Origin of the sequence: Serratia sp. JSRIV006, from assembly GCF_019968685.1 — a bacterium.
Taxonomy (GTDB): Bacteria; Pseudomonadota; Gammaproteobacteria; order Enterobacterales; family Enterobacteriaceae; genus Chania; species Chania fonticola_B.
Genome location: NZ_CP074137.1, coordinates 5,438,565 through 5,454,030, shown reverse-complemented (window position 1 = coordinate 5,454,030; position 15,466 = coordinate 5,438,565). Strand labels below are relative to the sequence as shown.

The 15,466-nt window shown below is 52.8% G+C and carries 14 protein-coding genes and 1 pseudogene; 5 read left to right on the top strand and 10 right to left on the bottom strand.

The annotated features are described in order from the left end of the window. Positions 1-125: 125 nt before the first annotated feature. From gorA to KGP16_RS25190, 9 genes are all read right to left on the bottom strand, one after another. On the bottom strand, positions 126-1,478 hold the full coding sequence (gene gorA / locus KGP16_RS25230) for a glutathione-disulfide reductase (protein ID WP_021181790.1): 1,353 nt from the start codon (positions 1,476-1,478) through the stop codon (positions 126-128). 123 nt (positions 1,479-1,601) lie between these two features. Beyond that, positions 1,602-2,390 (bottom strand): DeoR/GlpR family DNA-binding transcription regulator, encoded by a 789-nt coding sequence (locus KGP16_RS25225; protein WP_024527643.1) that lies wholly within the window; start codon positions 2,388-2,390, stop codon positions 1,602-1,604. Positions 2,391-2,518: 128 nt separating this feature from the next. Further along, positions 2,519-3,568, bottom strand: a complete 1,050-nt coding sequence (gatD, locus tag KGP16_RS25220) for a galactitol-1-phosphate 5-dehydrogenase (RefSeq protein WP_059199418.1) — start codon at positions 3,566-3,568, stop codon at positions 2,519-2,521. Positions 3,569-3,619: 51 nt separating this feature from the next. After that, complete coding sequence (locus KGP16_RS25215) at positions 3,620-5,002, bottom strand: galactitol-specific PTS transporter subunit IIC (protein ID WP_021807401.1); 1,383 nt, start codon at positions 5,000-5,002, stop codon at positions 3,620-3,622. A gap of 3 nt (positions 5,003-5,005) precedes the next feature. Further along, positions 5,006-5,290 (bottom strand): PTS galactitol transporter subunit IIB, encoded by a 285-nt coding sequence (gene gatB, locus KGP16_RS25210; RefSeq protein WP_021181786.1) that lies wholly within the window; start codon positions 5,288-5,290, stop codon positions 5,006-5,008. Beyond that, on the bottom strand, positions 5,287-5,784 hold the full coding sequence (gatA, locus tag KGP16_RS25205) for a PTS galactitol transporter subunit IIA (protein ID WP_021807402.1): 498 nt from the start codon (positions 5,782-5,784) through the stop codon (positions 5,287-5,289). The genes gatB and gatA overlap by 4 nt, the downstream gene beginning before the upstream one ends. Then, positions 5,777-7,078, bottom strand: coding sequence for a tagatose-bisphosphate aldolase subunit GatZ (gatZ, locus tag KGP16_RS25200; protein ID WP_094982418.1), 1,302 nt, complete (start codon positions 7,076-7,078; stop codon positions 5,777-5,779). Before gatZ ends, gatA begins: the two co-directional genes overlap by 8 nt. A 450-nt stretch (positions 7,079-7,528) precedes the next feature. Continuing rightward, complete coding sequence (locus tag KGP16_RS25195; RefSeq protein WP_223500515.1) at positions 7,529-8,383, bottom strand: tagatose bisphosphate family class II aldolase; 855 nt, start codon at positions 8,381-8,383, stop codon at positions 7,529-7,531. 192 nt (positions 8,384-8,575) lie between these two features. After that, complete coding sequence (locus KGP16_RS25190; protein ID WP_021181782.1) at positions 8,576-9,418, bottom strand: 23S rRNA (adenine(2030)-N(6))-methyltransferase RlmJ; 843 nt, start codon at positions 9,416-9,418, stop codon at positions 8,576-8,578. 302 nt (positions 9,419-9,720) lie between these two features. Between KGP16_RS25190 and KGP16_RS25185 the strand changes: the two genes are divergently transcribed. Genes KGP16_RS25185 through KGP16_RS25175 form a run of 3 tightly spaced genes read left to right on the top strand, consistent with a single transcriptional unit; the run spans position 9,721 to position 11,585 of the window. Beyond that, positions 9,721-10,596: a hypothetical protein gene (locus tag KGP16_RS25185; protein WP_223500514.1), complete on the top strand. Its 876-nt coding sequence runs from the start codon at positions 9,721-9,723 to the stop codon at positions 10,594-10,596. Beyond that, positions 10,593-11,078, top strand: a complete 486-nt coding sequence (locus tag KGP16_RS25180) for a hypothetical protein (protein WP_223500513.1) — start codon at positions 10,593-10,595, stop codon at positions 11,076-11,078. Before KGP16_RS25185 ends, KGP16_RS25180 begins: the two co-directional genes overlap by 4 nt. Positions 11,079-11,108: 30 nt before the next feature. Further along, positions 11,109-11,585 (top strand): DUF1240 domain-containing protein, encoded by a 477-nt coding sequence (locus KGP16_RS25175; protein WP_094982414.1) that lies wholly within the window; start codon positions 11,109-11,111, stop codon positions 11,583-11,585. A gap of 31 nt (positions 11,586-11,616) precedes the next feature. Here KGP16_RS25175 and KGP16_RS25170 read toward each other — a convergent pair. Further along, positions 11,617-12,097 (bottom strand): annotated as a pseudogene (locus KGP16_RS25170) (Hcp family type VI secretion system effector). Positions 12,098-12,540: 443 nt separating this feature from the next. Between KGP16_RS25170 and prlC the strand changes: the two are divergent. Together prlC and rsmJ are read left to right on the top strand one after the other, a co-directional pair. Further along, positions 12,541-14,583 carry an oligopeptidase A gene (gene prlC / locus KGP16_RS25165; RefSeq protein WP_223500511.1) on the top strand — a complete coding sequence of 681 codons (2,043 nt, stop codon included), beginning with the start codon at positions 12,541-12,543 and terminating at the stop codon, positions 14,581-14,583. 8 nt (positions 14,584-14,591) lie between these two features. After that, a complete protein-coding gene (rsmJ, locus tag KGP16_RS25160; RefSeq protein WP_094982413.1) occupies positions 14,592-15,338 on the top strand; it encodes a 16S rRNA (guanine(1516)-N(2))-methyltransferase RsmJ in 747 nt (248 codons plus the stop codon). The last annotated feature ends 128 nt before the right edge of the window (positions 15,339-15,466 follow it).

Here is a 15,466-nt window from a genome sequence, read left to right as displayed (position 1 = left end):
TGCTAATTTTGCAGTGATAAAAACATTATGGCGGGGATATTCAATTGCCTTAATCAGCATTTATAAGCTGAATAAAAGCAAAAACCGACCTTTTACAGTCGGTTTTACAGTAAGGAATGCACCATTTACCGCATGGTCACGAATTCTTCCGCAGCGGTTGGGTGGATCGCCACGGTGTTGTCAAAGTCTTTCTTGGTCGCGCCCATCTTGATTGCCACGGCGAAGCCCTGCAGGATTTCATCCATGCCGAAGCCAATCCCGTGCAGACCAACAATCTTCTCTTCTTCGCCCACACACACCAGCTTCATACGGCATGGTTGGCGATGCTGAGTCACAGCGCTGTACATGGCGGTAAAGGACGATTTATAGACCTTCACTTTGTCCTCACCAAACTGCTCTTTCGCCTGCGGTTCGGTCAGGCCGATGGTGCCAATTGGCGGGTGGCTGAACACCACGGTGGCGATATTGCTGTAATCCAGGTGTTCGTCCGGCTTGTTGTTGAACAGGCGCTCAGACAGTCGACGGCCAGCGGCAACGGCAACCGGGGTCAGCTCAACCGCACCGGTGTTGTCACCTACCGCGTAGATGCCTTTCACGTTGGTGTTCTGGAATTTGTCGACCTCGATGTAACCTTTGGCATTGGTTTTCACGCCGGTGACCGCCAGGTTCAGATTGTCGGTCGCTGGTTCGCGGCCGATGGCCCAGACCAGGCTGTCCACGGTGAACTCTTTGCCGTTTTCCAACGCCAGCGTCAGGCTGCCGTCGGCATTCTTGACGATGGATTTTGGAATGGATTCGGTGTGCAGGGTTGGCCCTTCGGTGTTCATCACCTCAACCAGGGTTTCTACAATCATCGGATCGAAGGTACGCAGCGGGGCGTGTTTACGCACGAACAGATGCGTTTCTGCTCCCAGCGCGTTCATCACACCGGCAATTTCTACCGCGATGTAGCCAGCACCCACTACTGCCACGCGTTTTGGCATGGCATCCAGTTCAAAGAAGCCGTCGGAGTCGATGCCGTATTCGGCACCTGGGATCGACGGATGGCTCGGGCGGCCACCGGTCGCGATCAGAATATGGTCGGCGGTGATTTTCTCGCCGTTGACTTCTACGGTATGCGCGTCGATAAAGCGGGCAAAACCTTTGATCACGTCGACCTTGTTTTTGCCCAGCACGTTGTCGTAGGAAGTATGAATACGATCGATGTAGGCGGTGCGGTTGGCGATCAGGCGTTTCCAGTCGAAGGCGTTAACGGTGGTATCGAAGCCGTAATCCGGGCCGTACTGGTGAATGGCCTCGGCGATCTGTGCCGCATGCCACATGACTTTTTTCGGGACACAACCCACGTTAACGCAGGTGCCGCCAAGCTCTTTGGCTTCAATCAGTGCGCATTTCTGACCATACATGGCTGCCCGGTTGATCGATGCGATACCGCCGCTGCCGCCGCCAATTGCTAGATAATCGTAATGTTTCGTCATCTGGGTTTTCCATGAGTTGTGTGATTCGAGAAGGGTAAGAGTTTAACGCCTGACTGGGGGTTGTCGCAAAGATTGCGTCGATGGCTGTAATAGGCAGAGGCTTGATCCTCTGCCCGGTTGATTTTACACGATAACCAGTTCGGGTTTTGCCCGATCGAGCGCTTGGCGATCGGCACTGCTGATGCCGGTATCGGTAATGATCATGTCGATCTGGCTCATCGACAGTACCAGGTTGAACCCCCTGCGGCCGAACTTGGTAGAGTCGACCACCGCGACTACGCGCTTGGCTGCCTGAGCCATCACGCCGCTGATAGAGTAGCCTTCATTAAAGGTGGTAATGCCGTTGGTGGCGTCCAACCCGTCGGCCCCGACGAACATCACGTCACCGGCAATGCCCTGTAAGGAGAGCTCCGCGATGGAGCCGTGCATGGAGCGCGTCTTATGGCGCAGCGTGCCACCACACAGCACCAGCGTGATGTCTTTATTGTCGGAAAGCGCAAAGGCGGCGGGCAGGTTATTGGTGATCACCGTGATATTGCCCATCTTCACCAGCTCTTCGGCGATCAGCATGGTGGTGCTGCCGCTGTCGAGGATCACCGTATCGCCGGGATTGACCATGGCCGCCGCTTTTAACGCAATGCGCTTTTTCGGGTCTTTAGCCAGCTGGTAGCGTTCCTCCAGGATGACTTCACCGGTGGTTTTCGGTACCTCGGCTTCCTGCTCCAACTGGCTGCCCGGCCTGGCGGCACCGCCGTGGAAGCGGATCAGCAGGCCTTTTTCTTCCAGCAGGCGCAGGTCAGCGCGGATGGTAACCTCAGAAATTCCGAAGGAATTCGAAAGATCGCTGACCAAGATGCTGCCGTTCTGCTGAACCAAGTCGACAATTTTGTTTCGTCTTTCAAAAGAGTTCATCATCCTGACCTATCGAAATGTTTTGCTTTTATTTTATGCGAAAGGGATATGAAAGGGGAGCATAAAGATCAAGGAGATGGGATTTGAGGCAAAATAATGGCTGCACCAGGGCAGCCATTGGCTAAATATCACTCTTCGCCGAGCTTAAGCATGATTTTTCCCTGCATCGGCATACCGGCCAGGGCCGCAACGCTGGCGGCGTATTGCTGCGGGCGATCGATGCTGGCAATCAACGGCTCCAGAGCCAAATCTGCCGATTGGAACAGCTTCATGGCCTGCTGCCACTCTTCCCCTGGCCACGGGGCCGAATAGTTCATCCAACTGCCCAGCAGCGTTAGCTCCTTGCGCAGGATCTGGCTAAAGGTGCTGTAAGACAGGTGCAGGTCCTTATGGAGAGTCCCCACCAGCGCGATTTGTGCCCGTGGCCCGGCGATATCCAGCGCCAGGCCAACCGTTTGTGGCGTGCCGGCGGTTTCCAGGATCAACTGATCAAAACGCCTTTCCTGCAAGCGTTCGGCTATCTGGGCGGGACTGAGTTCTGCGCTGTTAAACGCGTTTTCTGCGCCGATCTGGCGTGCCAGCTTGAGCCGGTCGTCATTGATATCGATCGCCGTGACGCTGCGTGCGCCCATCGCGCGGGCACATTGGATCGCCAGTTGGCCGATGGTGCCGGCACCAATGATGATCACCTCTTTGCCTTGGCAGCCCCCAGCCAACTGAATGGCATGCAGGCCGACGGTGATGGGCTCAATAAACGCCCCCTGCAACAAGCTGACGTTGGCAGGCAATTTCACCAGATTGGCGCGTTTGACTACGATAAACTCGGCGTTGCCGCCATGGCTGCGTGAACCGACGAACTGGTAATGCTTGCACAGCGAATAGTAATGGCGCTGGCACTCCGGGCAGTTAAAGCATGGCAACAAAGGAACGCAGGCCACGGCATCATGCTGTTGCAGATCGGTAACCCGATCGCCACAGGCCACGACCCGGCCACTGAACTCATGCCCCAGGGTAATCGGGTAGAAATGCGCTCCCTTGGCGAATATGCGGGGGATATCCGAACCGCATAGCCCGGAATAAGCCACCCGAACCAACACCTCATCGGCGGCCTCAATAGCAGGGGCGGGGCGTTCTTCAACGCGCACTTCTCCCTCCGTGTGGATCACGACTGATTGCATAACTTGAACTCCGTAGAAATAGAGAGGGGGGAGATAAGCTCCCCCGAAGGATCAGGACATAGCGTTGAGGCTTTGGGCGGCCTGTTGCTTGGCGGTGGCTTCAGCCTGGGCAAATTGACGGGCACGGCGCCAGGTGAGGAACACCCCAATGGCGTAAATGACGCCGATAACCACCAGACCCACCACGTTTTGCCAGGTGAGCAGTTGGATCAGCAGGTAGGTGATCGGTGAGCCGCCTTGGTCCATGGAGGCCACCACTCCGCCCGCTTTCAGGGCACCGGCATTGGCCGCCAGTTGGGTATGTAGCCCGATGGTTTGGGTCGCGATCCACAGCGTGATGCTCATGATGATAAAGCCCGAGATCAGCGTGCGGAACAGGTTGCCCTGATGTACCGCGACGGCGAGGGCCACAAAGAAGCCGATGGTTGCCAGATCGCCGAACGGCAGCACCTGGTTACCTGGGACGATCACGGCGATCAGAATGGTCAGCGGGATAAAGATCAGGCTGGCGGAGACCACGGCGGTATGGCCCAGCAGCAGCGCCGGATCGAGGCCGATAAGGAACTCCTGGCCACCAAAGCGTGCTTGCAGGCGTTTACGAGCGTGCTTGGCGATCGGCGTCAGGCCATCCATGATCGGTTTGATCACCCGTGGCATCAGCAGCATCACGGCAGCGGTTTTCACCGCCAGTTGCAGAATGCCCTTCAGGTCATAACCGGCCAGCGCACCGATAATCAGCCCCATCACAAAGCCGACGGTCACCGGCTCGCCGAACGGGCCAAAGCGTTTCTGTACGTCGTCCGCGCTGAAGTGAATACGGTTCAGGCCGGGGATCTTCTCGATAATGGTGTCCACCAGTACGGCGATCGGCCCCATATAGGCGGAGGTGCCGTGCGGAATGGCAATCCCTTCCAGCCCGAAGAAGTCGCGGGTGTCTTTGGCGAACCAATCCCCCAGCTTGTAGACGAAGGCGGCATGCACCACCACGCCCAGCATACCCAGCCAGTATGAGCCGGTGGCCAGATGCACCATGGCACCGGTAAAGGTCATATGCCAGATGTTCCAGATATCCACGTTAACCACGCGGGTCATACGCATCAGCAGCATCACGATGTTGACCGCAATCGCAACCGGGATGGCGATCAGGGCAATCTGTGAGGCCCAGGTCATTGGTGATGAGCCTGGCCAGCCGATATCCACCACGTGCAGGTTGATCTGGAACTGTTCGGCCATCGATTTTGCTGCGGGGCCGATCGAGTCCAGCATCAGGCCGATAACCAGCCCGATACCGACAAAGCCAATGCCGATATGAATGCCGGATTTAAATGAATCCCCTAACTTCATCCCTAAAATCAGCGAGAAGATGATGATCACGATGGGCAGCATCACCGTAGGGCCGAGATCGAGGATGTAACGCATGATGTCGGTAAACATGGGCTACTCCGTCAGAATGGTCAGTATTTTTTGTTTCAGCGCATCGATGCCGACGCCGGAAATAAACGGCATGCCGTGGACCAACGGTATATCGCCAAACTGCCGGTCGACACGGGCGGTGGTGCAGATCAAATCGGCATCGTCCATATAGGTTTCAATCTCGGTCACGCGGCACTGCACCAAATCCAACTCGATGTTGTGCTCCGCGCACAGCTCTTTGATCTCTTCTGCGGCCATGGTCGAGGTGGCAACGGCACCGCCGCAGGCAACGATAATTTTACGTTTCACAGTGTGGCTCCTTCATATTCTGTTTTTTGTTGTGGTCGGGAGGGCGGAGTGAAAACCCGCTGGGCAAAAATTTCGCCCAATTGGTCCTCGGGGGCGGTCAGTAGCGCAGTGATAAACTCGGGGTGCTGCAACTGGCCAAACAGCGTGCGCAGTAAAACCAACTGCGCAGCCGGGTCGGTGACGATCAGCGCGATAATCAGCGCAACGTCGATCGTGCCGTCATCATCCGCCTGAGCGAAGGGAACGGCATGGTCAGGGCGGATCAGATAAATAGCCGGAGCACGTGCATGCTCCGCTTCACAGTGGGGGATGGCGACCGCGTGCTGCTCAAGGGCTATGCCGGTGGGATAAGCGCTCTCACGCACCAGCAACGCCTGCGGGTAGCTGTTGTGAACGACCCCGGCGTTGAGCATGGTGACGCCAATGTGCTCCAGCGCCTGCTGCGCGTCGGCAAAGCTGATGCCAGTGCGAACGAACAGTTGGCTGTTATGCATGGACCATCTCCTCGGCGTTTTTAGCCCGCTCTGCGGGGGCACAGCCGAAGCGATAAGCGCGCAGCACATCCTGAATCTTGTCGATCATCAGTGCGTGGGGTTGCTTCGCCAGTTTGCGCTCCATCACGCGCTGATATTGCAGCGGGAAGTATTGGCTAAGCAGGCCCGCGGGGATCTCTTGCTGGTCGAGGTTATTGAGCAGCGTCGTCATACTTTGGGCAATACGCGGATGAGGCCAGTAGTAGCGGATACGATCCGACAGGCTGAAATGCAGATCGATCAGCGAGCGGCTGAACGTCGGGTGATAATACTTTTTCCAGTAATCCGGTTCGTCGAGCATTACGGCGTCAATCACCGCCAGGATCTGGCTGCGTTTTTCCGGGGCAATCAGGGCCTGTTCGATATTGGCCAAGGCAAACACCGCTTCGCGTAGGGCAAACGTAAGAGCCGGGCCAACCTTGAGAATGGCGAAGTGATCGCGCACCAGTTGCTGATAGGCTTCACGCGTTTGATAATCGGTAGAGTGCGCCTCATAAACCAACGGCGTGGTGGTAATAAATTGGGAGAGCTCACGGGCAAGCTGTGGTTGGTAGGCGATCACTTGTGAGTGGTCGAACTCCACCCCTGGCTGCACTACCACGGCGATGATCCTCGGGATCGCCGCTGCCAACCCAGCCTTGCGGAACGCCTGATAGTGAGTTTCCAGCGTGGCGGCGGCATCCGTCGCGTGAGTGATATGTACGCTGCCAATGGCGGAAGACTCTCCGCCTGGAACCGGCACCTCGGTCCCAATCACATAGGTTAGCTGCTGTTTTTGCTCTGGGGTAGCGACCCGTTCGGCGACCTGGCACAAACGGGCGGCGCGTTCTGCCACCACATTGGGATCTAACGGGATCGGATCGTCGGCGCAGGACATGGATGCATCCAGATGGATCTTGCTGAATCCGGCGGTAACGTAGTCGGCGATCAGCACTTCCGCTTTCGCCATTGCGCTGGCGGCGGGTTCATTTTGCCAACAGTTCGGGCCTAGATGGTCGCCCCCTAACAGCAGCCGGGAGAGCGGAAAGCCGACGGTTGCCGCAATATCGCAGACAAACTGCCGGAAATCCGCCGGTTTCATGCCGGTGTAACCGCCAAACTGATTAACCTGGTTGGATGTGGCCTCGATCAGCACCTGGCGATCGCTGTGCAGATCCAGGCGTAATGCGGCCTCAATGACTAATGGGTGTGCCGAACAGACAGAGCAGATCCCGATCGGCTCCCCTGCTTTATGTCGTGCGATGATATTTTTCATTCTACCCTCCGTTTTCTTACGAATATAATCGTAATGTTTCGAAAGGTTAGCAATGCACTTTTCTATTATTCGTGATCAAGATCGAAAACTTTACCGCTATTTTTCCGTGCTAGTGCTTTCAGTGTGAGGAAATAAGTTAACGAGTAGGATAGGTTTAGTTATTTAAAATCAGTTAATTATAGAGGATTGATAAAGAGAGGCGTCGGCATACGCAATAAAGTGAAAGCCGTTATTGTGACGAGAGGATGCCCTCACTCCAACCCTCTCCCATAGGGAGAGGGAGTGGTCCGGCGTTGTGGTTGGGAATGGAGTGCATTGTTGGATCGCCTCAATTGCCCTTCTTTGTGGGAGTTGGTGAGGTAGTATGCAAGGCTTAATTTGTAGCACGTGCTGTCCCCTCTCCCTGTGGGAGAGGGTTAGGGCGAGGGGCCGTTACCATGCTGGTGTATTTCACAGCCTGCCTTCGCAGCCACAAACCTGAATCACCTTTTGCACCACCTGCTGCATCGCCAGCTTGGCGGGCTGCATATAGTGGCGCGGATCGTTGGCCTGCGGATGCTCCGCCAGATGCTGTTTCAGCGCATCGGAAAAGGCGATTTTAAGCTCCGTCGCCACGTTCACCTTGCAGACACCCAGCCGAATCGCCTGCTGAATATCGGCGTCCGGCAAACCCGACGCACCATGCAGCACCAATGGCACGCTGACCCTGTCGCGGATCTGTCCAAGGCGGATGAAATCCAGCTCTGGCTTGCCCTGGTAAAGCCCATGTGCCGTACCAATCGCCACCGCCAGTGAATCGATACCGGTGGAACGCACAAACTCCTCGGCCTGTTGCGGCGAGGTATAGCGGGCATCCTTGGCATCGACGCTGATGCCATCTTCAACGCCACCAAGCCGCCCCAGCTCTGCCTCAACGCTGACATCATAACGATGGCAAAACTCGGTCACCTGCCGCACCAGGGCGACATTTTCCGCAAAGGGCAGGTGTGAGCCATCAATCATGGCCGAGCGGATCCCAGCATGCACTTTAGTTTCAATATCTTGCAGGGTTTCATGGTGATCCAGATGTACCGCCAGCGGGATGCGGTATTCGGCGGCCAGCTGTTTGACAATGGCGACCACGTTAGCCGTTCCCGCATAGAGATAGGTGCCCGGTGTACCGGCCAGGATCACTGGCGAGCGCATGTGTGCGGCGGTTTCTGTCACCACCTGCATGGTTTCCAGGTTATGAATGTTGAAGGCAGGTACGGCATAGCCCTGTTGTTGTGCCTTCTTCAGCATATGGTTGGTCGAAATGATATACACCGCCTGCCTCCTGTTTTCTTTTATTACGGTATCTTTCGATATTCATCATCTGATCGAAAGGTAAAATAAGCAAACAGTTATTTTGCGGTTGTGATGAGGATCGGCAAAAGATCGGGGGAAAATGAGGCTGAAGCAGGGGGGATGGAGAAGGGAAAAGTGGATGGCCGCCCAGGCAGGCGACCATCATCGAACTTATTCTGGTACGACCCAGTTCACCAGGTGGTGACCGATACCGGACGGCACCAGTACCTTGTGTAGCCACGGCAGCACGTTGTTCATCTGCTGTTCCAGCTTCCAAGGTGGGTTAATCACGATCATGCCTGAAGCCGTCATCCCGCGTTGATCGCTGTCGGGTTTCACCGCCAGCTCAATTTGCAGGATACGGCGGATGCCGGTCGCTTCCAGCTCTTTGAGCATGCGTTTGATCTGCTGGCGCATCACCACCGGATACCACAGGGCATAGGTGCCGGTAGCAAAACGTTTGTAGCCTTCCTGAATACCTTTCACCACGTCTTGATAATCGGTTTTCATCTCATACGGTGGGTCCATCAGGATCAGGCCACGGCGTGACGGAGGTGGCAACTGCGATTTTAGCTGCTGGTAGCCATCGGCACGCTGCACTTTGGCGCGCTCGTCTTTCTGGAATTCGTTACGCAACAGCGGGAAATCACTTGGGTGCAGCTCTGTCAGATGGATTTTATCCTGCGGGCGCAGCAACTGGCGGGCGATCAGCGGTGAGCCTGGGTAGTAACGCAGGGTGCCGGAACGGTTGAAGTTGTGCACCACGCTCATGTAGGCCGCCAGCTCTTCTGGCAGATCGTCACGTTGCCACAGTAGGCCGATGCCTTCCAGGTATTCCCCGGTGCGCTCGGCATGCTCACCGCTCAGCTGATAGCGCCCGGCACCGGAGTGGGTATCCAGATACAGCAGCGGCTTATCTTTTTCTTTCAGCGCCTCAATGATCAGGCTCTGAACGGTGTGCTTGAGCACGTCGGCGTGGTTGCCGGCGTGAAAACTGTGGCGGTAACTTAACATGGCGTTTTGTGTTTCCTGATTTTCGAGTTATTTTCAATAAAATCAACTCATTAAATGCAAAAGAGTTCTGCGTGTTTACTGCAAACTCGTAGATCAACGAATTTAAGCTACCAAGTATAAACCGCCTTGCTGGTAAAAAGCGAAAAGCGTTGCAGCCTGCAGGGATCTACGCCGGTATAGTCAAGAATAGGTGATAGCTATGAGGAATTTGCCTTGATTGTTCTTTATACAATGCCGAATTTCAATTATATTAGTGGATGAGTAAATGGAAATACTTTCTTATAAGGCAACCGGAGGCCGCGATGAAAGATAGAATATACCCCAACTATCTCACGGGAAATAATTCCACTCTCTTCCCCACACCACCCGATCATGGCGCCTATGTCCGACGAATTGCGGAAGAAAAATTCCAGGCTTGTATGAATGCCGAACAGCGCCACATCATGCTGCTTACCAAAGAAGAAGCCTATGATGTTCTGGAGTGCTTTGGAGAGTTTGGCAGAGGCGATCGGCAGCATGATGAGGGTTTTCTAAATATCACACGTGATGAAGGGTTGGACTATCTGGGATATGCTGCAACCTATAGCGGCAACGCAAAGGATTTCTACTCTGCGGCGGACCTGGTCAGGAAGTTGGGGGGCTTTGGGATTGCCGCCATCATTTATGTCGGAAGAAACGGCGAGAAGTTAATCAAGATCACCGGCTACCCAGGTATTAGACGGATCTTAAATGGAACGCGTTATTCGTTAAATAATATGCAGGTTGTACAAACTGGGGTCGGGGTAAAAGGGCTTAATCATACTGCTATACAGGGCATGAAATGGAGTATATATGTCTCTTTGGCCTACCGTAGCCTGGAGTTTATACTAAAGGATGAAAGCACTGCGGCTAGTTTTTTAGGAAATGTAACTAGTGATATTGTCAAAGCGGTTGTCGTTACTGTTATCATGAGAGCAACATCGTCCGCGTTGTTAATAGGGGCGGCTGTTTCCTTAGGTGGTGCTATTATTGGTGTCGCCATTGTAGCGTTTTTTATTACGATGGGTCTAGAGTATTTAGACCGGGAGTATGGAATCACTAATAAAATTATAGAAAAAATAAAGGAAATGGAAGCGCAGACACCAAGGGTTTCAAGTGTGTTAGGAACAAATAGCCAAATTTTATACAATAAACCATGAAAAATAAATCAATAACCAACGTGGGCGAGACAGTTACAGTAAAAGAGCGTTTAAGTTCTTTGCTTGTCGCCGGGATTTTTTCTTTAGGTTGCATTTTTGCACCAAGTATTATTAGCAACTATATCATCAGCTTTACCTATCCTGATGTTGTTTCATTTAACAGGTTGGAAACTTTCATTTTAGCAATTATTCCTGCAAGTGCCGTATATTTCCTTATGTTTTTCCATTTGTCTATTACCGGCAAAAATTATCTAGCTAAATTCAAGCCTATACTTATATACTCTTTACGCCTTACCGCTTTTTTGCTTGTTGTCGCCTTTATTTTTAATTGGCATTTTACCACAGTGTTGGATCAGCATGGCTATGGCACCTGTTGGAAAAGAAGCTTGTATTCGGAGACGCTCTATATTAAAGATGCCGAGGAATGTAAAAAAAGAGGATCAGAGGTACTTAGAAAGCCAAGACCAGCTTACCAAAAATAGAATCACCGGTTGATATGATGATAGTGAAGTATGAAAAATAAAATTGATTTAGAAATAACCTTTACTGAGATACTTAGCTTTCTCTTTACCTTTGTTTTTGGGTTGCTTGGGGTTTTATTTACACCATATATTTTAAAAAACGAACTATTACCTTACTTATCATACCCAGATGTTGTGTCATTTTATCGAATGGCGAATTATATGGTGGCAGGTTTCTTTGGATTCGTAATGATGATGGTGATGTCAGGTTATATCTTGGTTACAAGAAGGAAAGATTTAACGAAAATAAAGAAATTTAGCATGTTGTGTATATATTTAACGGTTTTATTGTTTGTGCTTGTGACTGTTTTTAATTTTTATTTTACTAGCTCCCTATATCAAAAAGGTTATGGCACTTGTTGGAAAAAAAGTTTATATTCGGAGGCGCTCTATATCAAAGATGCCAGTGAATGTAAAAAAAGAGGAACCCAAGTGCTTAAAAGACCCAGCGCTGTTTATAGCCGTTAGGGCCTCTTGGTAAGAGAGACCCTGCTAGTCGTTAATAAACTCTGTCGTCCCATACGCTATAACCTGAGGTGCCAGCGATATGGTGTTGGCAAATAATATCTTTATAACGTACGGAAATAATTTCTTCGGGTTGTGCACTGGAATGCGTTAAGCTGTGGGGATAGTTTATGTTGAAATCTACGATGGTTGCCTCTCTGAGTTCGATCGTGTAGTACAACTCTTGGGCACCATTTTGTGATGTGCGGTAAAAATCAAATTTAAGGTTAAGCAAACTCGTTATTAGAAATAGCCAGCAAAAACAAAGGAGATGATTTATCCTGCGGTTTAACAAAAATCACTGGGTTATGCATCACATTCTCGCCCCGGCTGATGTTATGCGCGAGTTTAAGAACCAGTATCTGGTTTTCGTGGCCTAATTGGTGCTTGTTACCGATCGAATCCGCTGTAGAACACCCTGCCGATATCAACCCTTGTTGTTTTCCATTAATCGTTGCGTAGATATTATTTGCCATGATGAACTCCTTGTCATGTAATTCGTGGCTGGGGTTGGTTAAAAATAGACCGAACCATTTTGTATCAAAACAACTTCAATTAACATGGTTTTTAGCGCACAGGCTGATTTTTTAGCTAGGAATAATAATATTCATCAATAAATAAAAATGACTCATAAAGTATGCTGTATGTATGTGAGCGTGTTTGAAACGTGTATTAACGCAAATGAGAGCATTTTATAGGTACTTAGCGGGGAGGTATTCTTGTCGCTTTCCTACTTAATCTACTTAATGCAATTGTGGCCTATCTTCCTCACTAAACGATCCGCGTGAGTGAAGAAACAGGTTCAATCACACGCATGACCATTGATTTTCCCGCTGGTTGGCACCATGTTAGAAAGAAGCTTATCTTTGTCTGGCCTGATGTGCGCATCGGGTCCACCACCCTAATCAGGACTGCCTCTATGACCAATGCGTTGCTGACACCGTTTGCCTTACCGCCGTTTTCTGCCATTCGCCCTGAAGATATCGTCCCTGCGGTGACATCCGCACTGGCCGACTGCCGTGCTGCGGTTGAGCGTGTCGTGGCACAACCAGGGCCGTTTACCTGGGAAAATCTGTGTCAGCCGCTGGCCGAATCTGACGATCGCCTGTCACGCATCTGGTCACCTGTTGGTCACCTAAACTCGGTGAAAAACAGCCCGGAACTGCGCGAAGCTTACGAGCAGGCGCTGCCGCTGCTTTCCGAATACGGTACTTGGGTGGGCCAGCATGAAGGGCTGTACCAGGCCTATCGTAATCTGAAAGACGGCGAAGGCTTTGCCAAACTGACCGCGCCACAGCGCAAGTCGGTAGAAAACGCGCTGCGTGATTTTGAGCTATCGGGCATTGGCCTGCCAAAGGAAAAACAAAAGCGTTACGGCGAGATCGTGGCGCGTCTGTCTGAACTGGGTTCGACCTACAGCAACAATGTGCTCGATGCCACCATGGGCTGGAGCAAGTTGATTACTGATGTGAATGAGCTGAGCGGCCTGCCGGAAAGCGCACTGGCCCAAGCCCAGGCGATGGCACAGGCCAAAGAGCAGGAAGGCTGGTTGCTGACGCTGGACATGCCGAGCTATTTGCCGGTGATGACCTATGCCGATAATCAGGCGCTGCGTGAAGAGATGTATCGCGCCTTCACCACCCGTGCCTCCGATCAGGGGCCGAATGCTGGTAAGTGGGATAACAGCGAAGTGATGGCGGAAACGCTGGCTCTGCGCCACGAACTGGCACAGCTGCTGGGTTTTGCCAGCTATGCGGACAAATCATTGGCGACCAAGATGGCAGAAAGCCCGGAGCAAGTGCTCGGTTTTCTGAGCGATCTGGCCAAGCGCGCTCGCCCACAGGCAGAGCAAGAACTGGCACAGCTACGAGCCTTTGCCAAACAGCACTATGGTGTGGATGAGTTAGAGGCTTGGGATATCAGTTATTACGGAGAAAAGCAGAAGCAACATCTGTTCTCCATCAGTGATGAGCAACTGCGCCCCTACTTCCCGGAACAGCGCGTGCTGGAAGGGCTGTTTGAAGTGGTTAACCGTATTTACGGTATCACCGCCAAAGAGCGTCAGGGTGTTGATACCTGGCATCCAGAGGTGCGTTTCTTCGATCTGTTCGATGCCAAAGGTGAACTGCGCGGCAGCTTCTATCTGGACTTGTATGCCCGCGAGAACAAGCGCGGTGGTGCATGGATGGATGATTGCGTCGGTAGCCTGCGCAAAGCCAATGGCGAATTGCAAAAGCCGGTTGCCTATCTCACCTGTAACTTTAACCGCCCGCTGGGTGACCAGCCGGCGCTGTTTACCCATAACGAAGTCACCACGCTGTTCCATGAGTTTGGCCACGGTCTGCACCATATGCTGACGCAGATCGATACCGCCGGGGTTTCTGGCATCAACGGTGTGCCTTGGGACGCGGTGGAGCTGCCAAGCCAGTTTATGGAAAACTGGTGCTGGGAGCCGGAGGCATTGGCGTTTATCTCTGGTCACTTCCAGACCGGCGAACCACTGCCGAAAGCCCTGCTGGACAAAATGCTGGAAGCGAAAAACTATCAGGCGGCGCTGTTTATCCTGCGTCAGCTGGAGTTTGGCCTGTTCGATTTCCGTATGCACGCCGAATACAGCCCGGAAAAAGGGGCGCAGATCCTGCCAACCCTGGCCGAGGTGAAGAAAATGGTGGCGGTGATCCCTTCGCCGGGCTGGGGCCGTTTCCCACACGCATTCAGCCATATCTTTGCCGGTGGCTATGCGGCGGGTTACTACAGCTACCTGTGGGCGGAAGTGTTGTCGGCAGACGCCTACTCGCGTTTTGAAGATGAAGGGATTTTCAACGCTGAAACCGGTCAATCCTTCCTCGATAACATCCTGTCACGCGGGGGTTCCGAAGAGCCGATGGAATTGTTCAAACGCTTCCGTGGCCGTGAACCGAAGCTGGATGCTATGCTGCGCCATTACGGTATTAAAGGGTAACCCGCCAAGTGAGCGTGTTTTTATTGTGTGAAGCAGGCGCCGATCCCGGCGCCTTGTCTATTTTGGCCGATCGTTGGCAGCTAACCAGCGACGAAAATGCGACGATGGCGCTGGTGCTGACGCCAGAACGGTTGGAGCTGCGCAAGCGCGATGAGCCAAAGCTTGGCGCTATCTACGTCGATTTTATCTCTGGCCCGATGGCCCATCGGCGGCGTTTCGGCGGTGGCCGTGGTGAAGCGGTGGCCAAAGCGGTAGGCATCAAAGGCAGCTATGTGCCTAACGTGGTGGATGCCACTGCCGGGTTAGGGCGTGATGCGTTTGTGTTGGCATCGCTGGGTTGCCAGGTTCGCATGTTGGAGCGTGATCCGGTCGTCGCTGCGTTGCTGGAAGATGGTTTGCAACGGGGCTATCAGGACGCGGAGATCGGTCCTTGGCTGCGTGAACGCATGACGTTGCTTCATGCCTCCAGCCTGACGGCGCTGAGCGATCTCGATCCACGCCCGGAAGTTGTGTACCTCGACCCAATGTATCCGCATAAGCAGAAGAGTGCGTTGGTGAAAAAAGAGATGCGGGTATTTCAGTCGCTGGTGGGCAGTGATGATGATGCCGACGGCTTGCTGGAGCCTGCCCGCAGGCTGGCGACCAAAAGGGTCGTGGTGAAACGACCGGACTATGCCCCTCCGCTGGCCGATGTTCCCGCTCATGCTGCCACGACCACCAAAAATCACCGTTTCGATATTTATATGCCGCTGTAGGATAAACGTGAGGGGGCATTCATTGAGCCTCCTCACATTTCCCATGTTCATTCTGCAATGTCACTGGTAACGCTGAGATGTGCGTCGCATAATCCTGTTTAATTACAATCAACTATAATGAAACAACA

Bases quoted from the DNA above. Each gene is read 5' to 3' on its own strand.
- KGP16_RS25185 (WP_223500514.1), top strand. From the start codon at position 9,721: ATGAAAGATAGAATATACCCCAACTATCTCACGGGAAATAATTCCACT.
- KGP16_RS25225 (WP_024527643.1), bottom strand. From the start codon at position 2,390: ATGAACTCTTTTGAAAGACGAAACAAAATTGTCGACTTGGTTCAGCAG.
- prlC (WP_223500511.1), top strand. From the start codon at position 12,541: ATGACCAATGCGTTGCTGACACCGTTTGCCTTACCGCCGTTTTCTGCC.
- KGP16_RS25215 (WP_021807401.1), bottom strand. From the start codon at position 5,002: ATGTTTACCGACATCATGCGTTACATCCTCGATCTCGGCCCTACGGTG.
- gorA (WP_021181790.1), bottom strand. From the start codon at position 1,478: ATGACGAAACATTACGATTATCTAGCAATTGGCGGCGGCAGCGGCGGT.
- KGP16_RS25190 (WP_021181782.1), bottom strand. From the start codon at position 9,418: ATGTTAAGTTACCGCCACAGTTTTCACGCCGGCAACCACGCCGACGTG.
- gatD (WP_059199418.1), bottom strand. From the start codon at position 3,568: ATGCAATCAGTCGTGATCCACACGGAGGGAGAAGTGCGCGTTGAAGAA.
- KGP16_RS25180 (WP_223500513.1), top strand. From the start codon at position 10,593: ATGAAAAATAAATCAATAACCAACGTGGGCGAGACAGTTACAGTAAAA.
- KGP16_RS25175 (WP_094982414.1), top strand. From the start codon at position 11,109: ATGAAAAATAAAATTGATTTAGAAATAACCTTTACTGAGATACTTAGC.
- gatZ (WP_094982418.1), bottom strand. From the start codon at position 7,078: ATGAAAAATATCATCGCACGACATAAAGCAGGGGAGCCGATCGGGATC.
- gatA (WP_021807402.1), bottom strand. From the start codon at position 5,784: ATGCATAACAGCCAACTGTTCGTTCGCACTGGCATCAGCTTTGCCGAC.